The sequence below is a fragment of the Colwellia ponticola genome (genome assembly GCF_005885605.1).
GTDB lineage: Bacteria > Pseudomonadota > Gammaproteobacteria > Enterobacterales > Alteromonadaceae > Colwellia > Colwellia ponticola.
The window spans coordinates 290,541-316,269 of record NZ_SZVP01000002.1 but is presented as its reverse complement, the minus strand read 5'-3'; the positions used below and the strand labels follow the sequence as shown (position 1 = coordinate 316,269).

The window sequence follows — 25,729 nt, the reverse complement described above, 5'->3', positions numbered from 1 at the left end:
CTTTTATTATAAATTTAAATGAGGTTGCTATGAGTATCACTGAAGTTCCGCTAATTATTAATGGTAAAAAAATTCGTTCGCAAACGAAACAATGGTTAGATGTATTAAACCCAACAAACCAAGAAGTGGTTGCCCGTGTACCGATTGCAACCCCAGCAGAAATTGAGTTAGCCGTACAAAGTGCACAAAACGCTTTTAAAACGTGGTCTAAAACTTCATTAACGCATCGTATGCGCATTATGGTGACTTTTGCCCATTTGGTGCGTGAACATACCCAAGAATTAGCCGAGCTAGTGACTTTAGAGCATGGTAAAACCTTACCCGATGCTGAAGGTGAAGTAGGTAGAGCCTTAGAAGCTATTGAAAATGCTTGTTCGGTTACCCGTTTACAACTAGGTGATATGGGTAATAACGTTGCTTCAGGTGTCGACACTTATACTTTGCATAAACCTCTTGGCGTTGGCTTAGGCATTACCGCGTTTAACTTTCCACTGATGTTAGCTGCCTTTATGTTTCCGCCTGCGGTGGCTTGCGGTAATACTTTTGTGCTTAAGCCATCAGAGCAAGCACCTTCTTCTACAGTGCGCTTTGTCGAACTGGCTATGCAAGCAGGCTTACCTGCAGGTGTGATTAATGTTGTCCACGGCGGTCCTGATGCGGTGAATGCCTTAATTGAACATGAACATGTAAAAGCAGTATCTTTTATTGGCTCAACCCATGTTGGCACGCATATATATAATCACGCCAGTAAACACGGCAAGCGCGCCCAAGCGATGATGGGCGCTAAGAATCATATGGTTATTATGCCTGATGCCAATAAAGACAGAGCGATTAATGACTTACTCGGCTCAGCTTTTGGCGCAGCAGGTCAACGCTGTATGGCAAATCCCGTCACTATTTTAGTGGGCGAAGCCCGTAACTGGTTACCTGAAGTTGTTGAGCGCGCTAAATTAATGAAAGTGGGCCCTGGCTCTCAGCGTGATGCCGACTTAGGTCCGGTGGTTTCACCGCAAGCCAAAAAACGTATTATTAGCTTACTTGATAGTGGTGTTGCTCAAGGTGCTACGCTGTTAATTGACGGCAGAGATTGTCAAGTAGAAGGTTACCCTGAAGGTAACTTTGTCGGGCCAACATTATTCACCGATGTGACCACTGACATGGACATTTACACGCAAGAAATCTTTGGTCCTGCGTTATGTGTACTAACCACTGATACGTTAGAACAAGCGATTGAGATAATTAATGCTAATCCTAATGGTAATGGCACCTCACTATTTACCTCGTCAGGTTGGCATGCGCGTTTATTTGAAAATGAAGTAGATGTTGGTCAAGTTGGTATTAATGTGCCTATTCCTGTACCCGTGGCTTTCTTTAGTTTTACCGGTTCAAGAGCGTCTAAATTAGGTGATTTAGGACCAAATGGTAAACAAACAGTAAGCTTTTGGACACAAACAAAGTCGGTAACTACGCGTTGGTTTGAGCCTGATCATCAAGATGGTGTTAACGTGCATACCACGATTAGTATGAAATAACAGCTAAGATGAAATAACGATCACGTTACTTTTATTTTACCTTTGCAGAAGCTTTTACAGAAAGCTTTTAGCCCAATAGGAGAATATCATGGCGAATATTGCCTTTATCGGATTAGGAAATATGGGTAGCCCTATGGCTATCAATTTAATTAACGCTGGCCATCAAGTTTGTGTGTTTGATTTATCTGAGCAAGCCATTGCTCAAGTGGTAGCACAAGGCGCAACTACACACGCAAAAGCCAGTGATTGTGTTAAAGGGGCTGACTTTATTATTTCAATGTTGCCTGCAGGCAAGCATGTAGAAACGGTATATTTATCAGAAAATGGTTTAATCAATCATATTGCTAAAGGCGCGTTAGTGATTGATTCATCTACCATTGATTCTGCTACCTCAATTAATGTCGCTAATGGCTTGCTTGAAAAAGACATTAACTTTATTGATGCACCCGTGTCGGGTGGTGTTGGTGGTGCAATTGCCGGTACGTTAAGTTTTATGGTTGGTGGTAGTGAGACTGATTTTAATCAGGCAAAAGCTATTTTAGATGCGATGGGGAAAAATGTTTTTCATGCCGGTGAACATGGTGCTGGTCAAGTAGCAAAAGCCTGCAATAATATGTTGTTATCAGTACTTATGTTAGCAACTTCTGAAGCATTACAGTTAGGTATTAGTAATGGTTTAGATGCTAAGGTGTTATCAAATATTATGAGCAATAGTTCGGGTAGTAACTGGACGCTTGATGTATACAACCCCTGCCCTGGCGTGATGGAAAACGTGCCTTCGTCTAATGATTATCAAGGCGGTTTTATGGTTGATTTAATGGCGAAAGATTTAGGTTTAGCGATGGACACTGCGATAAAAAGCCATTCTTCAACACCCATGGGAGCGTTAGCGCGTAGTTTATATGCTATGCATGCTGCCAATGGTAATGGTGCTAAAGACTTTTCCAGTGCCTTTGAACTTTTTAGCCAAGTAAGCACTAAGTAAGTACCAAGTAAGAAAAGTAATACCAGTTTCATTAATTAGGTGATCTACTTTATACGCAGGAAGGACAGCCAAATACAAGGCGTTTATTTTAATAACTAGTTGTTCTAATTATAAAATAAATAACGCAGTAGTTGGTTGTTCTAACCAGTAGAAATGATCACATAGTTAGTGAGATTGGTATAATACTCTTTCTTTTTATTACTGGCTCATGTAAAAGGCCGACACATAATGTGTCGGCCTTTTTTAACGTTAAAAATATTTGCTTAGCTTCTTTGCTTATTAAGAACTTAACTTATCAAAAACATCAACGCCTGCTTGCGCACACGCTAAGTCTTGTGCTGGTGAGCCTGAACTAATACCAATACCACCAACAACGTTGCCTTGATAGCTAATAGGTAAGCCACCACCGACAACACACATTCTGCCGCCTAATGCCGTATGAATACCAAATAAGTTATTTTCATTACCTGGTACGCAGGCTTTATTTAATTCATGAGTACCTTTACGCGCAGATGCAGCAGTAAATGCTTTATCTTGCGAAAGCGTAATACTGTGTATTTTACCGCCATCCATGCGTTCAAACGCAATTAGATTACCTGATTCATCAACCACGGAAATACACATTGCTACGCCTAATTCGGTTGCTTTTTTAACTGCCCCATTAATTATTAATTTAGCCTCTACTTGGTTTAATCTATTAATTGTTAACATGTTTAACACCCTTTAGTTTTTAAAATTTTTACTTCTCAAACAAGGTTTAGTGATTGTGGAAAATAGGAGAGTTTGAGAATTGGTACTGCTTATTGCTCTTTTGTTGTTAGTCTTTCGCTTTTATGTAACCAAGCTTGGCTGAAATTGCTTTGCCAGCTTTAACCAGAGGTTTTATCCACTCATCTCTTCGGCGTTGAATAGGCGCTGAAACAGAGAGTCCTGCGACAACCTCGCCGTATTTGTCATATAACAGCACGCCAATACAGCCTACGCCAATTTCAGCTTCTTCATTGTCATAAGCATAGCCTTGCTCAAGGCATAATTTACTTTCTGCCGCCAAAGAGTCTAAGTTTGAAAAGGTTTTGCGTGTATAACTGGGTAAGTTAGTACGTTGTACATAACCACGTATACCTTCTAACCCTTCTCTACCTAGCATCATTTTACCGACACCCGTTACATGCAGTGGCGCACGACTACCAATAATTTGCTGTACGTGCATCATTCTATCTGGAATAGCTTTTTCAACATAAATAACCACATCGCCCTCACGGGTTGTTAGGTTAATGGTTTCACCAAATTGATCTCTGAGCTTTTCCATGTAAGGGATGGCGACTTTACGAAAATCTATCACTGCATTTTGATTACTACTTAATCTGATTAACCGACCGCTTAATTGATATTTTCCTTTGCTGTCTCGTTCAACAAAATGATTAGCAATGAGCGAATGTAAAATTCGAAAGGCGGTAGAAGACGCTAAGTTTGTATCTGCGCTGAGTGCTTTTAGACTAACTGGCATGGAATAACGTGATATCGAATCTAACAATAATGCCGCTCGGTCAATCACTTGAATTCTGGATTCTGATTTAGTTTTTTTAATCATACTTTTCTAAGAACTTTACAATAACCCAATACCTATTGTCCCAAATAGTACAGTACAAAAATTTCAACACAAAACACTATTATTTTCACTATATGAAACATAGTAAATTAAAAGTGATCCTTTCAATCGTTAATTTCATATTATGAAAACAATAACGCTTAATATAAAGCGTATTGCAGATAGTTGATATTTTTTGAAAGTTTTATATACCTTACCCTGTCTAACTAAATTAACCGCTAAAACGTATGCTATAACCTAAACTGTTTACTTAATTATTACTTAAATAATCACTTAAAAAAGTCATGTAAAGTCGACCTAAAATATTAACTAAGTTATTACCTAAACTATCACCTAAGGAATGGAGTCATGATGACTAACTCACAATTCACCTTGCTAAAAAAAACCTTTTTACTGTCTTCTTTATCACTGTTAGCACTACCCGTATTTTCTGCAGACAACTCAACACAGCACACTATTGCTGAACTTGTTGATGCGGTTAATGGCACGCCTGATAAAGCCAGTAGAGAAGCAGGTAAAAAAGTAAAATTGCGTAACCACGCTAAAGGCTTTTGTACTTCAGGAAAATTTGAACCTAATATGGCGCTGCAAGAAACGTTAAATATTCCTTTTTTTAAGCAAGAAGAAATAAATGTCGTTGCACGTTTTTCGCTTGGCGGTACCAATATTAATGCTTCAGATAAAGGCTCAGGACGTTTTATGTCACTTAAAATTGATGGCGATGCAGGTAGCATTAATTTTGTTACTTCCAATGCTCAGCCTTTTTTTGCTAACAACCTTGATGATTTTTTTATCTTTCAAAATAAGGTAAAACAAGGCGCTGCCGGTAAGCAGTGGCTAAAAGATAATAAGCCGCATGCAAAAGCCTTTTTTGACTATGTTGAACAACGCCCAACGAGTGCTAGCTTTGAAAATAATCGTTACTTTGGTGTCAACAGTTTTCTTTTTAAGACACAAAAGAATGATATAGCGCCAGGACGTTGGTTTTTTGAACCGGTTAAAGGTGACAACAACTTATCTAAAGCAGAGTTAGCGAAAATGCCTGATGACTTTTTAAAAGAGACACTATTATCAAGCATCGAAAAAGATCCGGCTGTATGGAATTTATACATTAAACTGGCTCAAGCAGGTGATGAAATTAATGATCCTACTATTGTCTGGCCAGAATCACGTCAAAGACTATTGGTAGGTCAGCTTATAATCAACGGTGAGCGAGATAAAGCCCCTTTAACACAGCAATGTGGTGATACTATCTTTAACCCAGTATTGTTACCTGAAGGTATCTCTGTTTCTGCTGATCCTATTCTCAATGCAAGAACTCCCGCGTATGTAGAGTCGTTTGTTAGACGTTTATAATACTAATTTATATAATCCATTTGGTATAATACCAACGAGTGTAGTAGCTACTATTGAAGCAAACGTTATAATAGTCGCTACTAACGATTTGAGCTCAGAGTGAATTGAATGGACGAAATAGATAAAAAAATTGAGCAGTGGCTAAGTCAAATGCCACAGCTTGATACTCAGCCGATGGCGATTACCAGTCGTATATTGCGTATATCAAAATACATGAATGACCAATTATCTAGCTCTTTTGATAAATACGAAATCACCAGCGCAGGTTTTGATGTACTAGCAACCCTACTTCGCTCTGGGCCTCCCCATACGCTTTCCCCAAATCAATTACTTGAACAAATGTTAATAACGTCGGGCACGATGACCAGTAGAATAGATTTACTTGAAAAAAGGCAACTCGTTAAGCGTCAAATCAATAAGGCGGATAAAAGAGGCGTTGATGTTTCACTAACCCCCAAAGGCTTGATTTTAATAGAAGAGATGATTATTAAACATACTGAGCATCAACGAAATTTGGTTTCCGTGTTTTCAGACGAAGAACAAGCGCAAATTGAACAGTTACTGAGAAAATATTTAACTAGGATTAATTGTTAGTGAAAGATTTACTTAATAGCTAAGTCATCATAAAAAAAGTAAAAAAAATGCGTATAAAGAATTTTTATCTTTTATACGCATAGTTGCTTACTTAATCAGTATAAAGAAAAGCTTACTTTTCAGGTCTGATAAATGGCATATGTCTATTTACATCTTTGTATAGTAAATATCTAAATTCGCCTGGACCACCGGTGTAACACGCTTGTGGACAGAAAGCACGTAACCACATGAAGTCACCCGCTTCAACTTCAACCCACTCGCCATTTAGATGGTAAACTGCTTTACCTTCTAGCACGTATAAACCATGTTCCATAACATGCGTTTCGTCAAATGGGATTACGCCACCTGGTTGGAACGTTACTACGTTAACATGCATATCAAAACGCATATCTGTAGGGTCCATAAATCTTGTAGTACTCCAAACACCGTCAGTATCAGGCATATCAGTACGACTTAAGTCTTGATCGCTTGTTACGAATGCTTCTGGTGCTTCAAGACCTTCAACATATTGGTAAGCTTTACGGATCCAATGGAATGTTACATTTTCATCGCTATTGTTTCTAATGGTCCAGTTACAACCCGGTGGTAAGTATGCGTAACCACCTGTATCTAAATGATGGGCAACACCTTCAATAGTGATGTCCATTTGACCGCCAACAACAAAAAGAACGCCTTGCGCTGCATCATCAAGTTCAGGCTTTTCAGAGCCACCTTTAGGGGCAACTTCAACAATGTATTGTGAAAAAGTTTCTGCAAAGCCACTAAGAGGGCGTGCAATAACCCACATACGCATATCGTCCCAGAAAGGTAAGTAACTAGTAACAATATCAGACATAACGCCTTTAGGAATAAGTGCGTAAGCATCTTTAAAAATAGCGCGATCTGCTGTTATTTGTGTTTGTGGTGGTAATCCGCCTGTAGGCGCATAATAAGTGTTGTTATTTGACATGGTTAGTCTTTCCTCTATTTCTGGGCTTCATTAAATTTTGCTCGGTATTCATGAAGCAATGGTTCAGTATATCCATTTGGTTGTGTTTTGCCTTTAAACACTAAGTCTAGTGCTGCCTTAAAGGCCAAGCTATTGTCAAAGTCCTTAGACATGGCTTGATATTTTGGATCATGTTCATTTTGCTGATCAACAATAACAGCCATTTTTTCTAAAGAGGCTCTTACTTGTGATTCAGTCAAAATATTATGCTCTAGCCAGTTACAAATATGTTGGCTAGAAATGCGTAACGTTGCTCTATCTTCCATCAAACCGATGTTATCGATATTAGGTACTTTAGAAGCGCCCATACCTAAATCAACCCAACGAACTACATAACCTAATAGTCCTTGTGCGTTGTTGTTTAGATCTTTTTCAATCGCTTCAGGTGTTAACTCTGCAGGGTTTTTCAGTAGTGGTACTGTTAATATATCATCGACATTAGCCCGTGCTCTCTGCGCTAAATCAGCTTGTCTACCATAAACATCCACTTGGTGATAATGAATAGCATGTAACGTTGCTCCCGTTGGTGACGGAACCCATGCGGTATTAGCACCTGATAATGGATGTGCTATTTTTTGTTCCATCATATCAGCCATTTCATCAGGAATGGCCCACATGCCTTTACCAATTTGCGCTACGCCTGAGAAACCACAAGCAAGACCAACATCAACATTCCAATCTTCATAGGCTTGGATCCACGGCTGTGATTTCATTTCACCCTTAGGTACGATTGGACCTAATAGCATACTAGTATGTATTTCATCACCCGTTCGGTCAAGGAAACCTGTATTAATGAAAACGATACGACTTTTAACCGCGCGGATACACTCTTTTAAGTTTACTGTGGTACGGCGTTCTTCATCCATAACACCAATTTTAATGGTATCTCTTTTAAGACCTAAGGCATCTTCAACCGCATCAAATAAGGTATTAGCAAAAGCGACTTCTTCAGGGCCATGCATTTTAGGTTTAACGATGTAGATATTGCCGTTAACTGAGTTACTGTGAAAACTGGTTTTATTAATATCATGTAAAGCAATTAAGCAACTTACCAGAGCATCCATGATGCCCTCTTGTATTTCAAGACCATCTTTATCAATTACTGCAGGGTTTGTCATTAAATGACCAACGTTACGACAGAATAATAAACTACGTGCTTTCACGCTAAAGTCGTTGCCCGTTAGATCAGTATAAATTTTGTCTGCTTTTAAAATACGTTGCGATACTTTACCGCCTTTTTCGATAGTTTCACTTAAATCGCCTTTCATTAAGCCAAGCCAATTGCGATATACGTGAATTTTTTCGTTAGCATCAACAGCAACAACAGAGTCTTCAAAATCTTGTATGTTAGTCAGCGCAGACTCTAAGGTAATGTCTTTGATACCTGCAGCATCAGATTTACCAATAAGTGACTCTCTATCAATTTCAATGGCGACACGCAAATGATTATGATTAATTAGAATTGAGCTAGGTGCGCTCTGCTCACCTTGATAGCCTAGTAATTGCTCGGCATTAACCAGTTGCGTACTTGTACCATCAGCAAGTTTTGCCGATAATTGCTTGTCGCTAATTTCATAGCCAGTTACTTGCTTGTGTGAAGCATTGGCTAAAGGAAAATGAGTGTCTAAAAAGTCACGACCGTAGGCGATAACTTTAGCGGCTCTGATAGGGTTATGCTTAGCTGTTTTTTCAGCACCACCTTCATCACTAATCACATCTGTACCATATAATGCATCGTATAAACTACCCCAACGCGCATTAGCTGCATTAAGAGAAAAACGAGCATTAGCGGCAGGTACAACTAATTGTGGGCCTGCTTTAGTACTAACTTCTTTATCAACATTACGAGTGGTAATTTTAAAGTCTTCACCTTCAGGGACAAGATAACCAATATCCATAAGAAAGCTTTTATATTCAGCTACTTCAAACTTACCTTGATGGGCTACATTCCACGCATCAATTTGTTCTTGTAGATTGAGTCGCTTTGCTAGCAAAGCTCGGTTTTCTGGACCAAACTCATGGGTTATTTTTGATAAAGAATCCCAAAAGTGAACTTCTGAAACTTGTAAGCCAGGTAACACTTCTTTTTGTATAAATTCAACTAGATCAGCATTTACCTTTAATAAACCTTTTTGTATATAGACTGTCATCTTCTTATTCACTCATTTCTTATGGATACTTAATGGATACTTAATGGATACTTAAAGCTCAATTCTCCTAAATGTAAACAAATGCAAGACACCTGTCAACAACGACAGGTAATTGTAAACATAATTGTTGACAATTACTGATGGATTATTCTACAGTGACTTGAGTTACTTATTGAGCAAGTTACCTTAACTTTTTTATTATCGCTACCACTGAACTATAGTCGCTATTATAGATTTGTGGAGGGGCTTGCTTTCATAGGTTATAGATACAATTAACTCGGTTATTTATCAGCTAATACTAATTTAACTAAACTTGCTCAACGTCAATAAACAGATAGCTTTTACTGGTTAATATAAGTAGCAATAGTTATTAATGAGAAATACGCTTAGCGGTAACTGGTGTTATAGAGAGTAGAAGTAGTTTTATTTGAGTGACTTACCGCTATATAGGGTATTGTTAATAGATAACTTAGTCGTTAGCTGATCATGTTACCGTGAGTTAATTAGGTAGAATAAGTGTTTGTTTAGCTGTCAGTACCGCCGGCTATTTGATGATTTTTAATCACTATCATTAAGTGATAGTGATGATTACTGAACTTATTGAGTAAAGTATTAGCGCTATTATCTCTACCGTCATCGTTTGATAAGGCTTAATTTGGCGATAACTTGGCGATACTTTAGCGATAACCTAGGTATAGCTAAACTGTTATTAAGGTTACCACCGAACACAGTATTGTTTAAAATAACGCCGTTAATGAGTGCTACACATCCCGCGATGTGGAATGCTTCTCTAGGTGGATATCGTAATAATTTGTTAGAGTCATTACACTCTGATATAAATAAATCTCGGCTGGTCTACTAACTAAGAAGGCATGACTATGAAGCGATGGTATATTTACCCATTAGAGGTAATAAGGTCTGATTGCCGACAACAAAAAGCCCTAGTTTGTCGTTATTTCCCTACTTTGCTCTCGCTTGAGCATGTCGGTCAGTTACTCGCCAGTGTATACCATTTTATTTATCGCTTTATTATTTATAACAATGTCTTTAATAGCCATAACGCATATTGGCCTGCTCACCTATATTCCCATGTTACTTCCTTAACGGCGCACACGCTTACCTCTATTTATAATGTCGCTGTTATGGTCTTAGGTGATCAATACAAACAATGGAATGCAGAGTTTACTACTGTTTACTGTACTGCTTTAGGTAAACCTAGTAATACTTTGCACGGTGGCAATATTGTCAGCCATTAAAAGAAGTAGATGCGATGACTTTCGCATAGGTAAAAAGCCTACTGACGTAATTAGAATTATTGAATATGTCGCCCAAAAATAGTCAACCTAACTGTTAAACATAAAAAAAGGAAAATAATATTATGACAGATTATAAACGTATACTAGTCGCTATAACACCTCACAGAGAAAAACAACCTGCACTTGCGCGTGCGGTATTCTTAGCAAATAAATATAATGCTGAGTTAGTATTAGGAACTTCGATGTACAACCGAAGCATTGAAAAAGCTTCCGATGTTGCCGCTCAGCTTAAACAAGACCTTATTGACGATCAGATGAAGGTATTAGAAGCCTTAGCTGCGTCGCTTGAAGTAACAACAAAAACAAGCTGTGTTGTTACTTGGCATAAAAAATGGTACGAAGGCGTTATTAATTTAGCCACAAGCAATAACTGCGATTTAATTATCAAAGAAACTAAGCAGTATGAAAAATCAATTCGTAACTTATTTACTCCTGACCATTGGAACCTACTCCGATGCAGTCCAATTAATGTCTTGATGGTTAAAAACCATAAGTGGACAGAAAATGGCGATATTGTTACGGCGATTAGCTTAGATAGTGGCGATAAAAAACATGAATGTTTAAGTGAAAAAGTAGCGGCTGAGGCAGCATCAATGGCTAAAATGTTTGATGCCAACTTACATTTTGTTAATACAGTAAGTAAAGCGCCTATTCATATTACCGTTGATAAGTCTGCTTTTGATCCTGAAAAAATCAATGCGAAAGTGATGGCAAAACATAAGCAAGATTTACAAAGTCTCGCTGATAAATTAAATATACCTAAAGTAAATATTATCGTTAAAGAAGGCTTACCTGGCAAAGTGGTTCCTCAGGTTTGTGCTGATTTAGAAGCTGAATGTTTAATTTTAGGCTCTGTTGGGCGTAAAGGTGTTGATGCGGCGTTATTAGGTAATACGGCTGAGTATATTATCGATAAGTTAGACTGCGATACGCTTGTTATTAAAGGTTAATAACTTGAGTTCAACGACTTTAAGGGCTAGCCTTTTTTGGCTAGTCCTTATACTTATCTCTATTAACTTACGCCCTGCTCTGACCTCTATTGCTCCTGTAATGGAGCGTATTGTTGAAGAGCTATCTATTAGCCGCGCTAGTGCTGGCTTAATTACTACCATTCCTGTTTTATTGATGGGGTTATTTGCTCCCCTAGCACCGATGCTTGCGCGTAAATGGGGACAAGAAACGACGCTAACGGCCACCATGGCAATACTAACGCTGGCTTTTTTATTACGCTACTTCAGCCAATCTAGTTTTACCATACTGTTAACTTCTGCGTTTATTGCCGGCAGCGCCATTGCCATTGCTGGTCCATTAATGTCTGGATTTATTAAACAGCATTTTGCTAATAAAATGGCTAGTGCTGTCGCCATTTATTCGGTCAGTATTTCATTGGGCGCATCAATAGCTGTGGCGTTAACCATCCCTATTATAAACGTGAGTGGTGGTGCTTGGCACTTCGGCTTAGCTATTTGGGGCGTTTTAGCGGTAGTAGCTTTTATTGTCTTAGCGGTATTTTTGCCTAAAGCTACCGGTAAAGTATCAACATTGCTTAACCATCAAAAGGTGCCGTTACGTTCACTTAAAGCCTGGTTACTGACGCTATTTTTTGCTGCTCAAGCAGGAATATTTTATGCGTTATCAACCTGGATAGTTGCGCATTATGAGCAGGTAGGTTTTAGTACGGATCAAGCGAGTATATTTGCTGGCGCTTTTATGGGCTCAGGAATGATAGGTGCTTTAGTTATCCCGTTACTATCAACACGTGTGGCCGATAGAAGAAAGTTAATCGCTGGTGTAACCATGAGCTCTACCTTGCTGTTATTAAGTCTTACTTGGTCACCGCAATGGTACCCTCTTATCGTGCTGCCACTCTTAGGCATAACAACCTCAGGTACTTTTGCACTGGCACTAGCCCTGCCCGTTTTAGAGACTGACTCACCACACGCGGCTTCGCAACTTTCGTCAATGATGTCATTTTTTGGCTATCTATTAGGTGGGATCATGCCATCACTTATTGGTATCGGTCGTGATATAACACAAAGCTTTGCCTGGCCATTTACTTTTTTAACCTTATTAAGTTTAAGCATGGTAATCATCGCGCTGTTTTTACCTAATGCTACCACTAAAAACATTGTTCCAGAAAAAATATAATGTGTCGAGACAAGCATCGACCTAAAGGGCGACTAACACCGTCACCCTAAATTTATTTCAGGGTCTGTATGACGAAGATCGAACTATCCGATCGTCATTTATATTTTCAACTCAGAGCTGTATTAACCAGCACAAACAAAAACACCGGCTAACTGCCGGTGTTTTTTATTTTATAGCTAAGCATCGTTAGCTTAGTGGTGTCTGCTTATCTCTGTGTTAAGTTACAGTAGACACTACAACAGCGTTAACTAACGAGGTACCACTAGTACGCTCACTGCAGAGTTATGAACAACTTTCGATGTTACCGAGCCAAGAAGAATACGGTTCAATGCACTTTGCCCTCTTTTAGACATAATGATCAAGTCAAAATTCTCTTTTGATTTTTTCAAAATTTGTTCGCAAGCATAACCTACAGTGTAAAATTCTGTCGGTTTAAACTCAGCAATAAATTCAGCGGCATCATCTAACATACCTTGACTCTTTAATTTTGAACGTCTTATTTTATCTTCACTTAAATCCGCACCCGCGTAAAGTAGCGTTGTATTAACATACATTAGTGTCACCTGAGTCGTTTCAGGGTTATACATGTTTTTTAATACTTGTAGTGTTTTTTTACAGTCGTCTGTACCATCTATTGGCATTAATATATTTAGATTCATTATAATTAATTCTCTTTATTTACACACATTGAGATTGTTTCAATATGTTGTTTATTATTATTATTTACTTATGTAGCGTTATCATAAACTTGTGCCGCTATGATAAGCGCCTTTAACGCGGTAAACGATGCGCTAGATCAAAAATAGCGCTCTCATGTTGTTTTATTTAACGGCTTGTATCATTTACGTACTATCAGTAGATAATACTTAACTAGGGGGGATATCCCCCCTTTATCATTAAGCTATTAGACTATCTATTACGCTTCGTTCATTTGAATTTCAGTTTGACGACGCTCGTGCTCTTCGTCTGCCAAAGTTTTCTTTGGTAGCAATAAATTCAAGGTAAAAGAGATAAAAGTAGCAACAACAATAGGAGAACCACCAATAACAAGGTTAAGTACGTCTGGTAATTGTGCAATAGAATCTGGCACCGCATAAATACCCATACTTAACGCAAGAGATAAACTTACGATAGTCACATTACGTGATGACATTTCGTCTTTGGTAATTAACTGCACACCCGTCATAGTGATCATACCGAAAACGATAATCGTTGCTCCACCTAATACCGGGAATGGTATTGTTGTCATGATTGCGCCAAATTTTGGAATGAAACCCGCAATCAGCATAAAGATAGCAGCTAAGGCAAGTACATAACGACTAATGACTTTAGTCATTGCAACAATACCGACATTTTGGCTATAAGACGATGTTGGTAAACCACCAAATAATGAACTTGTCGCAGTACATAGACCATTACCTAGTAAACCACCAAATAATTCTTTATCGCTTAACTCGCGATCCATACCACCAACGGTAGTCGCTGATAAATCACCAATAGTTTGTACTGAGTTGATCACACAAATAATGACCATAGAAATAATGGCAGCGGCATGAAACTCTAAACCGTATTCTAAAAATGTTGGTGTACTAAACCAAGGCGCCGCACCGACAGGGCTAAAGTCAACCATACCAAAGTACATAGAAAGTAAGTAACCAGCGCCGATACCACAAATGATTGAGGCTAATTTTAAAAAGCCAGTAGCAAATTGTGACACTAACAAAACAACGAGTAAGGTCACAAGAGAAACGGCCCAGTTTTCCATTGAACCTAAGTTAGGGCTACCAACGCCACCAGCCATGTAATTTACGGCAATATCATAAAGCGAAAGACCAATGACCAGAACCACAGTACCGGCAACAACGGGTGGAAATAAATAACGAATACGTTTGATAAACAGCCCTACAATCATCATGACAATGCCACCGATTAATTGTGCGCCAAGAATACCACTTAGCCCGTATTGAGCGCCAATAGCGGTAAGTGTAGGTACATAAGCAAAACCTACGCCGAATATGGCGGGTAATTTAGCCCCTAATTTACCTATAGTGTAAAGTTGTAATAACGTTGATAATGCTGAGGCGACAAGTGCAATTTGAATTAAGGCCATTTTTTCTGCTAGTGAACCATCTACGGTGCCAATGACAATAATTGGTACCGTAACAGTACCCATAATCATTGCTAGTATATGCTGTAGAGACAAAGGCAAAGCCTTTAAGAATGATGGTTTGCCGTAGAAGTCGAATACAGACTTGCTGGTATTAGTGCTTTTCATTAAAAAATTATCCTGACTTTATTTATTTATTTATTATAATTATATTGGTTAGAAACAACGAATTTAACTTCAATAGCCCAACAATAAGTTAAGCTGCGAGTGAGTCTATCTTCAGGCCTTTTATTACCTAAGATAATTACTTTTGGACAAGCAAAGTAAGCTTTTTCTTAGTATTTAAAATAGTTAACTTTGTCTTGCACTTGCTGACTTGCTTGGTTCATTTCACAACTTTTCTCCTTTGATTGATTAACTAACATAACGTTACCTTCAACTAATGTTTTGATATTATGCATATTTGTACTAATTTCTAATACCACAACACTTTGCTCTTCGGCGGCAGTTGCAATTTGATGGGATTGTTCATTAACGAGATCGATTTTAACTTGTATCTCTTCAACTAAGTTATTACTTTGGGCTACTTTTTCTTGTAGTGATTTGGCAGTATCTGAGCTTTCAAACATTTTCTTAACCGCTTCATCACCCGCTTGCGTTAGGTTACCTAGTAAGCTTTCAATTTCATTAACTGATACTTGTGAGCGCTGTGCTAAACCTCTCACTTCATCAGCAACAACAGCAAAACCACGACCTTGTTCGCCTGCTCTGGCCGCTTCAATAGCTGCATTTAAGGCCAGTAAGTTAGTTTGCTCAGAAATACCTCGAATCACGTCAAGGATTTGTTCAATATTAGAGGTCTCAGATTTAAGTTGCTCTACTACATTGGCAGAAACATTTAGAGAATTGATTAATGAGTTAATCTCTTGGACGGATTGGTTCGAAGACTCTAAACCCTGCGCGGTTAGGGCTTGAATTTCTGAGGTGAAGCTTGCCGATTCTGTCGTACTTTTAGCAATACTATCACTAGTTAACGACATTTCTTCAATGGCAGTTGCCACTAAGTTAGTATTGTCAGTGATAGCGTCAGTACTTTCTGACATGTCTTCGTTTAAGCCAATAATATCATTGCTGTTTTTATTAACTAAATGACCAGACTCACTAATAGCAATAATCGTTTCTTTAATACTATCGATGGTATGGTTAAGGGCATCACTTAGCTCTAATACTTCATCGTTACTGTTAACCGTCGCTTTTTCTAGCAAAGAACCCTCAGCCATTTTTCCCGCGGTATCTCGAACATTACGGATACCGGTACTTATTCTTTTGGCGATAAGGAAGCTTAACAGCAGTGAAACAATCACCGCAATGATAATACCAATATAAAATACCAGGGTACTGTAATTAATATTACTAACAATTGATTCGCGTGTGTTCTCAGCAGAAGCACTGACTTGTTCTTTAAACTCACTTAGAAATAAACTTAAGTCATCATAAGAGATGGTAAAAGCTTTATAGACGGGAAATGGCGCTTTGTTATCTGGCGCATTGCTCATTGCTGAAACAAACTGAGCGGCTTTATTTTGAAAATCTAAGCTAAGGCGTTTTAATTTATTTAATTCATCTGACTGACCAGAAAAGTGTTCAGCCATAATTTCAAGTAATTGGGGTGTTAACTGCTCATTATTTTTAATGGCTGTTAGGTAGTCTTGGGTTTGATCATTAAGTGAAAGCAAATAACTTATCTGCAGTCCTCTAATATTAAGCATTGTATCAAGCTGTACTTCTTTTACACGCTCAAACTGCAAAGATACTTGGTAATTTTTTTTATAGAAAACATCAAAGTCATTAGCGATCACATTGCTATTGGCACGAATAATTAAAATAACTACTGTAAACAAAATCATAATGGCTAGTGCCATTAGCTGTAATTTTCGTAAGATATTAAATGACATATATTGCTACTCTTTCACATGGAGGTAGTTAAACTATAATACCGGTTAACTAAAAATGCTGTTGCGATATAAAATTTATCGAAAACTACAAAAACATAACGACAGTAATTTTCGATAAAATATAACGTATGTTAAACCCTAGTTACCAACAAATGATCTTTGTAGAGCAAGTTCATAGTAAAGAAAATGCCTTAGCACTAAATCAATACCGGTTTAACATCGTTATTACGGTATTCACTCCATTGAAACATAGCGGCTTAAATAATAGATAAACATAGTATTTAAGCCTTTTTATTAACAGCTATCCGGCTATTAACTTGGTTTGTGATGCTTTAACCAATGTTCAGCAATATCTTGTCTTCTACATACCCAAACATCATCAAATTGCTCAATGTAGTCAAGGAATCTAACTAAGCTTGCAAAACGACCTGGGCGGCCAATAATGCGACAATGTAAACCAATAGACATCATTTTAGGCGCATCTGCACCTTCAGCATATAAGGTATCAAAAGAGTCTTTTAAGTAGCTAAAGAATTGATCACCTGAGTTAAAGCCTTGTGGGCTTGCAAAACGCATGTCATTAATATCAAGCGTGTAAGGCACAATTAAATGTGGTTTTTCATTACCTTCAACATAGTAAGGTAAGTCATCAGCATAGCTATCTGCATCATATAAAAAAGAGCCTTCGTCAATAACAAGTTGACGAGTATTTTCACTCATGCGACCAAGGTACCAGCCTTTAGGCTTTTCACCGGTCATTTCTTCATGAATAGCAATAGCCTTTTTTAAATGCTCACGTTCTGTTTCAATAGATACTTTTTGGTAATCAATCCAACGGTAACCGTGACTAGCAATTTCCCAATCAGCTTTTAACATAGCGTTAACGGCTTCTGGGTTACGTTGCATTGCCATAGCTACGCCAAATACTGTTACGGGTAAGTCGCGATCAGTAAACAGTTTATGTAAACGCCAAAAGCCAGCTCTACTACCAAATTCATAGAAAGACTCCATGTTCATATGGCGTTCATTAACAAAAGGTTGTGCACCTATTATTTCTGATAAGAAAGTTTCAGACGCTGCATCACCATGTAGAATGCAGTTTTCTGCACCTTCTTCATAGTTAATAACAAATTGAACGGCTACTTTTGCTTTGTTAGGCCAAGTTACTTTTGGCGTTTCTTGGCCATAGCCTTTCATATCTCTAGGGTAATCATTCATGTTTACTTTGCTCATGGTAGTATCAACTCAATAGTTTCGTTTTCAATAATATATTCATCACAGTTATCACCCGGGCCTGATCTATCGACAACGACAAATAGACGGTCTTTTACTTCTGATACTAGTGGCATATGCCATACGCCAGTATGGAAGTTAAAACCTTGCTTGCCGTTAGTAACGAATGCTTTTAAATCAGCACCAGTAACAGTTTCACCTTTAGGGGCAACCACAATAACAACAGGCGCATCAAACATAGGAATGAATGCTTGGCTAGCTTTAGGGTGTCGCTCAATTAAATTGAAGCTATGCGGGAATGTTTTTGCTTCATTAATTTTAAAATAGCTAATAATCGCTTTGCCACCTGACTCTACATCAATCTGTACGTCAGCTAAGTCGTGATATCTTTCTACACCACCTTCATTAATACTAAAATGCGTGGCGTTGTCGACTTCTATTACATCACCAAACTGGGTAAATGCCTCTTTAGTTAAGGGCTGTGCAACTAGTTTAAGCGGTTTCATGCTCTTCCTTTCTGTTAAATTTAAAACGGGTGAGTAAAGGTTACTCTGGACGTGAATGATAAATACCAAACACTAAAATATAATTTCACTCATATTTCAAACACAGTTAATAGTAACTACTTACTAAGTAAGAGTAGTACGACTTGTGCTTTATACTGTGATGTAAGTTGGCAAGAAGCTATAGTTAACTGAATTAGTCTATTTGACTACTCTAAAATGAGTATGCTCATTAACCATTGCGGTCAAAAAGCAGTATTTTCTGAATCTTAATTTATACTGGTTATAGGCAACTGATGAAGCGATAACTAGCTCATTATGCTGAACTAGTTATCGCTAAACTGATTATATTTTTAGTTAGTCTTCTTCGTCCGGCACTATCAAGTTAAGGATAATTGCCAAGAACGCAGCAGGTAATAAACCTGAGCCAATCAATGCTTTCGCAGTACTCGGCATATGCTGTAAAGCGCCTGGTTCAAGCATTAAGCCAAAGCCTAATGAAAGCGATATCGCAAAGATAACCATATTACGACTGGTCCAATTAACATCAGCTAGCATTTTCACACCAGAAGACGCCACCATACCAAACATTAAAATAACACCACCGCCTAATACTTCAATTGGAATCGTTGAAATAACCGCACCGACTTTAGGAATAAATCCACATACGATTAGGAATATCGCACCAATAGTCGCTACATGGCGACTCATCACTCGAGTCATGGCAATTAAGCCAACGTTTTGTGAAAACGAAGTGTTAGGTAAACCACCAAAGATTGCTGAGAAAGATGAACCTAAACCATCAGCGTAAGTTGCGCCTTTAATTTCAGTATCGGTTGCTTCTCTATCTGCACCACCTTTAGTTACACCTGATACATCACCAACGGTTTCAATAGCGGAGATAAACGACATTAACGTAATACCAAGTACCGCAGCAACAGTGAACTCTATGCCAAAAGGAAACACTTCAGGTGCAGCAAAAACAGCAGCTCGACCTACGTTATCAAAGTTAACCATACCTAAGCCGTAAGCGACGGCATAACCGGCCATTAAACCTAGTAAGATAGACGATACTGATAAGAAGCCTTTAGTGAAAAATTTCAAGCCAAGGGTAACCAATATAACCACAAAAGCGACACCCCAGTTTTGTAACGAACCATATTCTTCAGTACCGATAGCAGGTACGCCACCAGCGGCGTATTGAATACCTACTTTTAATAACGACAGACCGATCATGGTTACAATCAACCCAGTTACTAACGGGGGTAAAGCAAAACGTAAACGACCAACTAATGGACCCAAAGCCGCTTGGAACAAACCACCCACTAGTATACCACCGGTAACAGCAGCCATTCCTTCAACGCCTTTACCAGCAACTAATGGAATTAAAATTGGGATGAACGCGAAACTTGTGCCCTGTACTATGGGTAAACGTGATCCGATTGAACCTACGCCTATCGTTTGTAACAAAGTTGTTGCACCAGCCAATAACATACACATTTGCATCATGTATAGCATCATTGGGAAGTCTGGTGAATTAGAACCAAAGCCAAAGCCAGCTGCACCGGCAATAATAATAGCAGGGGTTATGTTAGCTACAAACATAGCTAAAACGTGTTGAATGCCAAGAGGTATCGCTATACCCAACGGTGGCATATAGTCTGGATCTTTGCACTGCTCGGGCGTACCCACAGATAAGTTAGACATTTAAATCTCCTAGGTTAGATGAATGGATTATTAAAAAGTCCAACGTGCCATGATTTGTGGCACTGATTCATCACGACCATCAATACCTAGACGGTTTTTCCAGTATTGATACTCAATACCTACTGCCACACTTTTATTAACATGCCATAACAATTGTGGTTGCATCAGGAAGTTTGCTTTATTTCCTGTTCCTTCACCTGAAGTCCAGTCAGCGAAACCTTCGAAAGAGAAATCTTCTTCACCTAGTTTAAATGAGCTGTTCCACACTAGGTTAAATTGTACAGAGCTACCATCTAATGTTGGATCATCACGATATTGTAGATGTGTTTTGAAAAATTTAAAGCCTGGTACAGCCCAGTCTAAACTGGCACCACCCATAGGTACTATTTTACTTACAAACTTATTAGAAGTGATATCGGCTTGTGCAATACCATAAGCGCCTTTGACGATGCCGCCATCGGCAGCTTTCCAAACATTGTAACGAGTGCTGAACTCTAAGTGAGTACCACCAGTGTTTTCATCATCGTTAATACCGGTAACATCAGCGAAAAAGTAGCTATCACCCCAAGTAAAACCTGTAGCATTGGCAATGGTAAAAATAGCTTCATCTTTATCTGCGCCGTTAAAGCCACGCGCATAGTTTTGACCATATAATACTTCAACTTTAGTAGAGCTAAAGGTAGCGGCATGAGCAGTTTGACCTACAGCTGTTAAACCCATTAGCAAAGTTGAGGCTGCGGTTATAGCAGTAATTGTTTTTTTCATTATATGTTCTCTCTTATGTTGTGTTGTTATAATTATTTTGTATTTTTATTTTATTTATTATTAACCGTTTACTGTTAATCGTTACTCACCGTTATTTATTATCAGTTATTTTATATAATAACAAGTGAGTAAATTAACTTTGACTGTCCTAGTCAAAATACACTTTCCTTAAACTTTCACACTCACCAATAATATCATCGATATTTTCATGGGCCTTACTTTGTGCACAACTGCCAAATACTATTTTATTACAGCGTGTGCCTTAACCTTATTACTTAGAAAATTCACTTAAATAATCAAGGTAACGTTTGGTTATCTAATCAGCCCCCTCCCTAAGAGTGCTAATTGACGTGGCCTTTAAGAAAAGCGACCTTGTTCAATACTTTATTGTCGTTGTACAAAGAGTGTCTTATCTACAGATAAATTAACGACTTTACTAAACTGCAATGTTAAAGGAGTTACTCTTAAAAATTTACTGGCGCTATATCTTCAGATATAGCGTTAAAAACATGGTTATTCCTTAAAAAAGCTAACTTAGCATATGCAACAAAAAACACATTGTCAACAATATTGTTAACAATAATCAGGCGGTATAGACAGGTTAAATTAAACGCTAAATACCGTGACTATGTATTAAAAAAAAGTGAATGCTATGAAGTTTTTTTAAATATAAATAAGGGGTTAACAAGGTAAAATATCACTGTAAGAGCTCAAAAGCGCATATTAAGGGCGTAAAAACAATTACGGTAGTATTTTATAAAATACAATAAAAGTCTTTTAATAGAGCGCGGAGAGTGCCTTGAAGGTGACTAAAAAATGAAAATTATTTTAGGAGCTGTTGAACTTTCGAGGCTAAATTTTGTGGTAAAGAAGTTGACGGGGATTAACGTATACGACCAAAGTATAAGAAACTAAAGCTTAGTAAAAACCAGTAAAGGCTTATAGAAAATATTTTTTCACTATTATTTATACGCTACAGTAATAATTATTAAGGCTAAGGGGTTAATGACATACCACAACCTTTTAAAATAATATGCTTTATCGTGGTCTTCGCTTCATCAAAATCTTGTTTATTGAGCGGTCGCTCTAAAGCCGCTTCAATCTCTACTGAAAAATTAGCGTAATGTTGCGTTGCCCCCCAAATAGTAAACAATAAATGATAGGCTGATATGTTGTCTATCTTACCTTGTGCTTGCCATTCGTTAATCACCTTGGCTTTTTCAGCAATCCACTGTTTAAAGTCTGTTTGTAAATAACGACTTAAGTAAGGCGCCCCATGTAAAATTTCACTAGCAAATATAATAGAAGCCGTTGGGTTAGTTCGAGAGTAATCAAGTTTGGCATCTATATAGTTGGCAATCGCCTCGGCTGGATCATCCGTTGACTTAATATCAGCAAACGCTTGATTCCATAATTGTATAATATTAGTTAGCACGGCTCCGTAAAGTGCCAGCTTATTAGTATAGTAATAGTGGATATTGCTTCTTGGCAACATGGCTTTTTCAGCAATTCTCGCAATAGAAGAGCCATTGAAACCATATTTTTTAAATTCTTCTCCGGCCGCTGTTAATATTCTATCTTTATTAAGTAACCGTGTTTTTTGCTGTGAGCTAATTAACGCATCATTAGTAATTTTAATTTTTGTCATACATCAATCCATCTACCTAAATTCACCTACTTATCGTCAATTAGGTGTTGTGTTAACTAACACCTTGAACTAGCGCCTTTTAAATATATCGATGAGATCACTGTTGACCTCTTTGTCATCTAACTTTAAGCGCGTTTCAATGCCTTGAATGTGTTCATGCATCAATGCTATAGCCTTATCTACTTTCCCAGCTTGCATAACATCAATGAGATCAAAGTGCTCACAATGTGAACACTTGGGTGCATCAGGATTTTCATAAAGCACAATCACTAAAGAGGTTTGCGGTACCAGCGCGGTAACAATGCGCTCTAAAGTGGTGTTTTGCGATATTTTTGCCAACATTAAATGAAAATCGCCACCTAATTGTAGTCCTTCAACCATATGTTCATCATCAATATTATCTTGCTCTGACTTTACTATTTGACGTAGTAATTGATAATCACTTTCTGTGGCATGCTTAATGACATCTTTAACGATAGCAACTTCAATAATTTTTCTAGCCGCCAAAATATCTTTCGCTTGTTTAATGCCGGGACTGGCAATAAAGGCTCCTTTATTAGGTCTGATTTCAATGATGTGATCTTGTGATAGTCGCAATAAAGCACTACGAATAGTAGTACGCCCTACGTTAAAAATTTTTGATAAATTTTCTTCTGTTAAGCGCGTACCTGGCCGCAGACGAAACGATAAAATAGCATCAAAGATTTCTTGGTATATTTCTTTATCACTGATCTTTTTTTGTTTTTTGTCAGCTTTTGGCTTATCTTTCATTACATTCCTAACTACATAGAATAGGTTAACTACTTGTTTAACCAATATTTTAACCACTTAGCGCTAAACGTACCTGACAGTATATAGCTTTAATACTGTCTGCATTAAAGAAAAATTATACTGATACTCGTTTATAAGAGCGATAGCTAGGCTGCCAGAAATTCGCATCAATTTGCGCCCGTAAGGCATCATCTGATATCGGTAAAGCTAATCCTTGCTCAATGGCCACTTTAGCAACAGCAAAAGCAATATCTCGACTCAGCTTACTTAATTCTGTCATTGGCGGTAGTAATTCAGCATCAGCTTGCCTTGCTTGTGGAGAGGCATCAGCTAAAGCGTTACTCGCCGCCATTAACATATCATCATTAATAATTCGAGCTTTACAGGCGATAACACCCAGACCAATACCAGGAAAAATATAACTATTATTACACTGGGCAATATGAATACTTTTGCCATTATGCTGTACTGGTTCAAACGGGCTGCCAGTGGCAATAACAACCTCACCATTAGTCCATTTAATAATGTCACTAGGCGTGGCTTCAACTTGTTTTGACGGATTACTCAACGGAAAGATAATAGGTAGAGCACAATGCTTTTTCATACTACGTACTATTTCTTCACTAAAAAGTCCGGCTTGACCAGACACGCCAATTAACACATCCGGTTTAGCATTGTTAATAACGTCGTTTAACGTGGCAAATTCACTACTATATTGCCAATCTGAAATAGATGTTAACGGCTGTGTCAATGCACATTGAAAATCACGTAAGTCTTGCATACCTTCGGTGAGTAAGCCATACCTGTCTACCATAAAGATATGCTGACGCGCTTGTGTATCACTAAGCCCTTCAAAGCGCATTTGTTGGATTAGCATTTCGGCAATACCACACCCTGCTGAGCCACTACCGACAAAGACAACATTCATCGTCGATAACTTGGTACCTCGGGTACGACACGCGGCTAATATTGTACCTAGCGTAACCGCTGCAGTACCTTGAATATCATCATTAAAGCAACATATTTCTTCACGATATTTATTAAGCAATGGCGTCGCATTAGGTTGAGCAAAATCTTCAAATTGGAGCATAATTTCAGGCCAACGGCGTTTAGTCGCCTGAACAAACAGCTCTAAAAACTCATCGTATTCTTTTTGGCCAATACGCGGGTGTTTAGCCCCCATATACATAGGATCGTTTTGGAGCTTTTTATTGTTAGTACCAACATCTAACATCACCGGTAAAGTATAAGCTGGGCTAATACCACCACAAGCGGTATACAGTGAAAGTTTACCGATTGGAATACTCATACCACCAATGCCTTGGTCGCCAAGTCCTAATACACGTTCACCATCTGTTACCACAATGACTTTTACGTTGCCTTTCGTTGCATTACGTAAAATATCATCAATCATATGGCGGTCTTCATAACTAATGAATAAACCTCGAGAAGAGCGGTAAATATCAGAGAAATTTTCACAAGCATCACCCACCGTGGGCGTATAAATAATAGGTAACATTTCTTCAATGTGAGTTTGTAATAAACTAAAAAACAAGGTTTCATTATTATCTTGAATAGCCCGTAAATAAATATGCTTGTTTATTGGTTCTTCAAAACTTTGGTATTGTAAATAAGCTCGCTCTACCTGTTCACTGATGGTTTCATAACGCGGTGGCAATAAACCCAGTAAATTAAAATCCTTTCGCTCTTCTTCAGTAAATGCACTACCTTTATTTAACAGCGGCGTTTCAAGTAAAGAAGGGCCTGAATGGGGAATATATAAATGGCCTGAAAGGTTGTAATCATTCATGATGGTATAACTCTTATTTAGGTAGTTTTTAAGTAGAATAGAACTGAATTATTCTAGGAATATCTTGACTCCAAGATATTCCTAGAATATCTTGGAGTCAAGATTAATATTAATAACATCAATCCAAATGCTTTCTATGTATTTGAAAAACTGTCTTATTATTATCAATCATAACTTTTCAAAGTAATACTTAACAGTAATTTTAAAGCATTACTTTGAAGTGAATTTTCAAATATTATGATGAACTCGTTTTGCTCTATATAGCACTTTAACGTTATATAGTAATTTAATATAGATAATTTAATATAGATAATTTATCTAACGACTGGCATCTAATGCTATCAACAAGTGTAAACAACACGCTATTTTATAAGTTTTAATCGGTAATTCTCCTAGATTTGATCAAATATGTCTTTGCTAACTTTTATAAAAAAGCTAAGGTTACATCAAGTTACAAATTGAGTGACCTTTATAAAAACGCTATGGCAATGATAATAAATAAAAGTGTCATCTGACCCATGATGATAATACAGCTAAATACTACTGCTCAGT

21 protein-coding genes are annotated in these 25,729 nt (G+C 37.9%); 7 read left to right on the top strand and 14 right to left on the bottom strand.

Annotated features, from left to right (window positions below):
* The first annotated feature begins 29 nt into the window (after positions 1-29).
* Both FCS21_RS04410 and mmsB read left to right on the top strand, forming a co-directional pair.
* Positions 30-1,532, top strand: a complete 1,503-nt coding sequence (locus FCS21_RS04410) for a CoA-acylating methylmalonate-semialdehyde dehydrogenase (protein WP_138620790.1) — start codon at positions 30-32, stop codon at positions 1,530-1,532.
* 88 nt (positions 1,533-1,620) lie between these two features.
* Complete coding sequence (mmsB, locus tag FCS21_RS04405) at positions 1,621-2,517, top strand: 3-hydroxyisobutyrate dehydrogenase (protein WP_138620788.1); 897 nt, start codon at positions 1,621-1,623, stop codon at positions 2,515-2,517.
* Between the two features lie 279 nt (positions 2,518-2,796).
* Here the strand turns inward: mmsB and FCS21_RS04400 are convergent, their stop codons facing one another.
* On the bottom strand, positions 2,797-3,228 hold the full coding sequence (locus FCS21_RS04400) for a GlcG/HbpS family heme-binding protein (RefSeq protein ID WP_138620786.1): 432 nt from the start codon (positions 3,226-3,228) through the stop codon (positions 2,797-2,799).
* 106 nt (positions 3,229-3,334) lie between these two features.
* Positions 3,335-4,108, bottom strand: coding sequence for an IclR family transcriptional regulator (locus FCS21_RS04395; protein ID WP_246046999.1), 774 nt, complete (start codon positions 4,106-4,108; stop codon positions 3,335-3,337).
* 369 nt (positions 4,109-4,477) lie between these two features.
* Between FCS21_RS04395 and FCS21_RS04390 the strand changes: the two genes are divergently transcribed.
* Together FCS21_RS04390 and FCS21_RS04385 are read left to right on the top strand one after the other, a co-directional pair.
* Positions 4,478-5,482 (top strand): catalase, encoded by a 1,005-nt coding sequence (locus tag FCS21_RS04390; protein ID WP_138620963.1) that lies wholly within the window; start codon positions 4,478-4,480, stop codon positions 5,480-5,482.
* Positions 5,483-5,590: 108 nt separating this feature from the next.
* Positions 5,591-6,076 carry a MarR family winged helix-turn-helix transcriptional regulator gene (locus FCS21_RS04385; RefSeq protein ID WP_138620784.1) on the top strand — a complete coding sequence of 162 codons (486 nt, stop codon included), beginning with the start codon at positions 5,591-5,593 and terminating at the stop codon, positions 6,074-6,076.
* Between the two features lie 112 nt (positions 6,077-6,188).
* Here FCS21_RS04385 and FCS21_RS04380 read toward each other — a convergent pair whose 3' ends face one another.
* Both FCS21_RS04380 and FCS21_RS04375 read right to left on the bottom strand, forming a co-directional pair.
* Entirely contained in the window at positions 6,189-7,025 is an 837-nt protein-coding gene (locus FCS21_RS04380) for a bifunctional allantoicase/(S)-ureidoglycine aminohydrolase (protein ID WP_138620782.1), read from the bottom strand.
* A gap of 14 nt (positions 7,026-7,039) precedes the next feature.
* Entirely contained in the window at positions 7,040-9,214 is a 2,175-nt protein-coding gene (locus FCS21_RS04375; RefSeq protein ID WP_138620780.1) for a malate synthase G, read from the bottom strand.
* 878 nt (positions 9,215-10,092) lie between these two features.
* Between FCS21_RS04375 and FCS21_RS04370 the strand changes: the two genes are divergently transcribed.
* The 3 genes from FCS21_RS04370 to FCS21_RS04360 all read left to right on the top strand — a co-directional run bounded on the left by FCS21_RS04370 (position 10,093) and on the right by FCS21_RS04360 (position 12,678).
* Positions 10,093-10,470 (top strand): YtoQ family protein, encoded by a 378-nt coding sequence (locus tag FCS21_RS04370; protein ID WP_222927942.1) that lies wholly within the window; start codon positions 10,093-10,095, stop codon positions 10,468-10,470.
* A 122-nt stretch (positions 10,471-10,592) separates the two neighbouring features.
* Positions 10,593-11,480 carry a universal stress protein UspE gene (gene uspE / locus FCS21_RS04365; protein WP_138620778.1) on the top strand — a complete coding sequence of 296 codons (888 nt, stop codon included), beginning with the start codon at positions 10,593-10,595 and terminating at the stop codon, positions 11,478-11,480.
* Between the two features lie 4 nt (positions 11,481-11,484).
* A complete protein-coding gene (locus FCS21_RS04360; RefSeq protein ID WP_138620776.1) occupies positions 11,485-12,678 on the top strand; it encodes an MFS transporter in 1,194 nt (397 codons plus the stop codon).
* A gap of 248 nt (positions 12,679-12,926) precedes the next feature.
* Here the strand turns inward: FCS21_RS04360 and FCS21_RS04355 are convergent, their stop codons facing one another.
* The 10 genes from FCS21_RS04355 to FCS21_RS04310 all read right to left on the bottom strand — a co-directional run bounded on the left by FCS21_RS04355 (position 12,927) and on the right by FCS21_RS04310 (position 25,177).
* The gene (locus FCS21_RS04355; RefSeq protein WP_138620774.1) at positions 12,927-13,337 is read right to left on the bottom strand and encodes a universal stress protein; all 411 of its coding nucleotides are present in this window, start codon (positions 13,335-13,337) and stop codon (positions 12,927-12,929) included.
* A gap of 257 nt (positions 13,338-13,594) precedes the next feature.
* Positions 13,595-14,953: a uracil-xanthine permease family protein gene (locus tag FCS21_RS04350; protein ID WP_138620772.1), complete on the bottom strand. Its 1,359-nt coding sequence runs from the start codon at positions 14,951-14,953 to the stop codon at positions 13,595-13,597.
* Between the two features lie 167 nt (positions 14,954-15,120).
* On the bottom strand, positions 15,121-16,740 hold the full coding sequence (locus tag FCS21_RS04345) for a methyl-accepting chemotaxis protein (RefSeq protein WP_138620770.1): 1,620 nt from the start codon (positions 16,738-16,740) through the stop codon (positions 15,121-15,123).
* A gap of 312 nt (positions 16,741-17,052) precedes the next feature.
* Positions 17,053-17,973: an allantoinase PuuE gene (puuE, locus tag FCS21_RS04340; RefSeq protein WP_246046997.1), complete on the bottom strand. Its 921-nt coding sequence runs from the start codon at positions 17,971-17,973 to the stop codon at positions 17,053-17,055.
* Positions 17,970-18,479: an ureidoglycolate lyase gene (locus tag FCS21_RS04335; protein ID WP_138620768.1), complete on the bottom strand. Its 510-nt coding sequence runs from the start codon at positions 18,477-18,479 to the stop codon at positions 17,970-17,972. The genes puuE and FCS21_RS04335 overlap by 4 nt, the downstream gene beginning before the upstream one ends.
* A 354-nt stretch (positions 18,480-18,833) precedes the next feature.
* A complete protein-coding gene (locus FCS21_RS04330) occupies positions 18,834-20,183 on the bottom strand; it encodes a uracil-xanthine permease family protein (RefSeq protein ID WP_138620766.1) in 1,350 nt (449 codons plus the stop codon).
* Positions 20,184-20,213: 30 nt separating this feature from the next.
* Positions 20,214-20,948, bottom strand: coding sequence for a nucleoside-specific channel-forming Tsx family protein (locus tag FCS21_RS04325; RefSeq protein WP_138620764.1), 735 nt, complete (start codon positions 20,946-20,948; stop codon positions 20,214-20,216).
* Positions 20,949-21,942: 994 nt separating this feature from the next.
* On the bottom strand, positions 21,943-22,596 hold the full coding sequence (locus FCS21_RS04320; protein ID WP_138620762.1) for a TetR/AcrR family transcriptional regulator: 654 nt from the start codon (positions 22,594-22,596) through the stop codon (positions 21,943-21,945).
* Positions 22,597-22,665: 69 nt separating this feature from the next.
* Positions 22,666-23,367 carry a GntR family transcriptional regulator gene (locus FCS21_RS04315; RefSeq protein WP_138620760.1) on the bottom strand — a complete coding sequence of 234 codons (702 nt, stop codon included), beginning with the start codon at positions 23,365-23,367 and terminating at the stop codon, positions 22,666-22,668.
* Positions 23,368-23,482: 115 nt separating this feature from the next.
* Entirely contained in the window at positions 23,483-25,177 is a 1,695-nt protein-coding gene (locus tag FCS21_RS04310) for an NAD-dependent malic enzyme (protein ID WP_138620758.1), read from the bottom strand.
* Positions 25,178-25,729 lie beyond the last annotated feature (552 nt).

Coding starts and splice junctions, on each gene's coding strand:
- FCS21_RS04410 (WP_138620790.1), top strand. CDS start 30: ATGAGTATCACTGAAGTTCCGCTAATTATTAATGGTAAAAAAATTCGT.
- mmsB (WP_138620788.1), top strand. CDS start 1,621: ATGGCGAATATTGCCTTTATCGGATTAGGAAATATGGGTAGCCCTATG.
- FCS21_RS04400 (WP_138620786.1), bottom strand. CDS start 3,228: ATGTTAACAATTAATAGATTAAACCAAGTAGAGGCTAAATTAATAATT.
- FCS21_RS04395 (WP_246046999.1), bottom strand. CDS start 4,108: ATGATTAAAAAAACTAAATCAGAATCCAGAATTCAAGTGATTGACCGA.
- FCS21_RS04390 (WP_138620963.1), top strand. CDS start 4,478: ATGACTAACTCACAATTCACCTTGCTAAAAAAAACCTTTTTACTGTCT.
- FCS21_RS04385 (WP_138620784.1), top strand. CDS start 5,591: ATGGACGAAATAGATAAAAAAATTGAGCAGTGGCTAAGTCAAATGCCA.
- FCS21_RS04380 (WP_138620782.1), bottom strand. CDS start 7,025: ATGTCAAATAACAACACTTATTATGCGCCTACAGGCGGATTACCACCA.
- FCS21_RS04375 (WP_138620780.1), bottom strand. CDS start 9,214: ATGACAGTCTATATACAAAAAGGTTTATTAAAGGTAAATGCTGATCTA.
- FCS21_RS04370 (WP_222927942.1), top strand. CDS start 10,093: ATGAAGCGATGGTATATTTACCCATTAGAGGTAATAAGGTCTGATTGC.
- uspE (WP_138620778.1), top strand. CDS start 10,593: ATGACAGATTATAAACGTATACTAGTCGCTATAACACCTCACAGAGAA.
- FCS21_RS04355 (WP_138620774.1), bottom strand. CDS start 13,337: ATGAATCTAAATATATTAATGCCAATAGATGGTACAGACGACTGTAAA.
- FCS21_RS04350 (WP_138620772.1), bottom strand. CDS start 14,953: ATGAAAAGCACTAATACCAGCAAGTCTGTATTCGACTTCTACGGCAAA.
- FCS21_RS04345 (WP_138620770.1), bottom strand. CDS start 16,740: ATGTCATTTAATATCTTACGAAAATTACAGCTAATGGCACTAGCCATT.
- puuE (WP_246046997.1), bottom strand. CDS start 17,973: ATGAGCAAAGTAAACATGAATGATTACCCTAGAGATATGAAAGGCTAT.
- FCS21_RS04335 (WP_138620768.1), bottom strand. CDS start 18,479: ATGAAACCGCTTAAACTAGTTGCACAGCCCTTAACTAAAGAGGCATTT.
- FCS21_RS04330 (WP_138620766.1), bottom strand. CDS start 20,183: ATGTCTAACTTATCTGTGGGTACGCCCGAGCAGTGCAAAGATCCAGAC.
- FCS21_RS04325 (WP_138620764.1), bottom strand. CDS start 20,948: ATGAAAAAAACAATTACTGCTATAACCGCAGCCTCAACTTTGCTAATG.
- FCS21_RS04320 (WP_138620762.1), bottom strand. CDS start 22,596: ATGACAAAAATTAAAATTACTAATGATGCGTTAATTAGCTCACAGCAA.
- FCS21_RS04315 (WP_138620760.1), bottom strand. CDS start 23,367: ATGAAAGATAAGCCAAAAGCTGACAAAAAACAAAAAAAGATCAGTGAT.
- FCS21_RS04310 (WP_138620758.1), bottom strand. CDS start 25,177: ATGAATGATTACAACCTTTCAGGCCATTTATATATTCCCCATTCAGGC.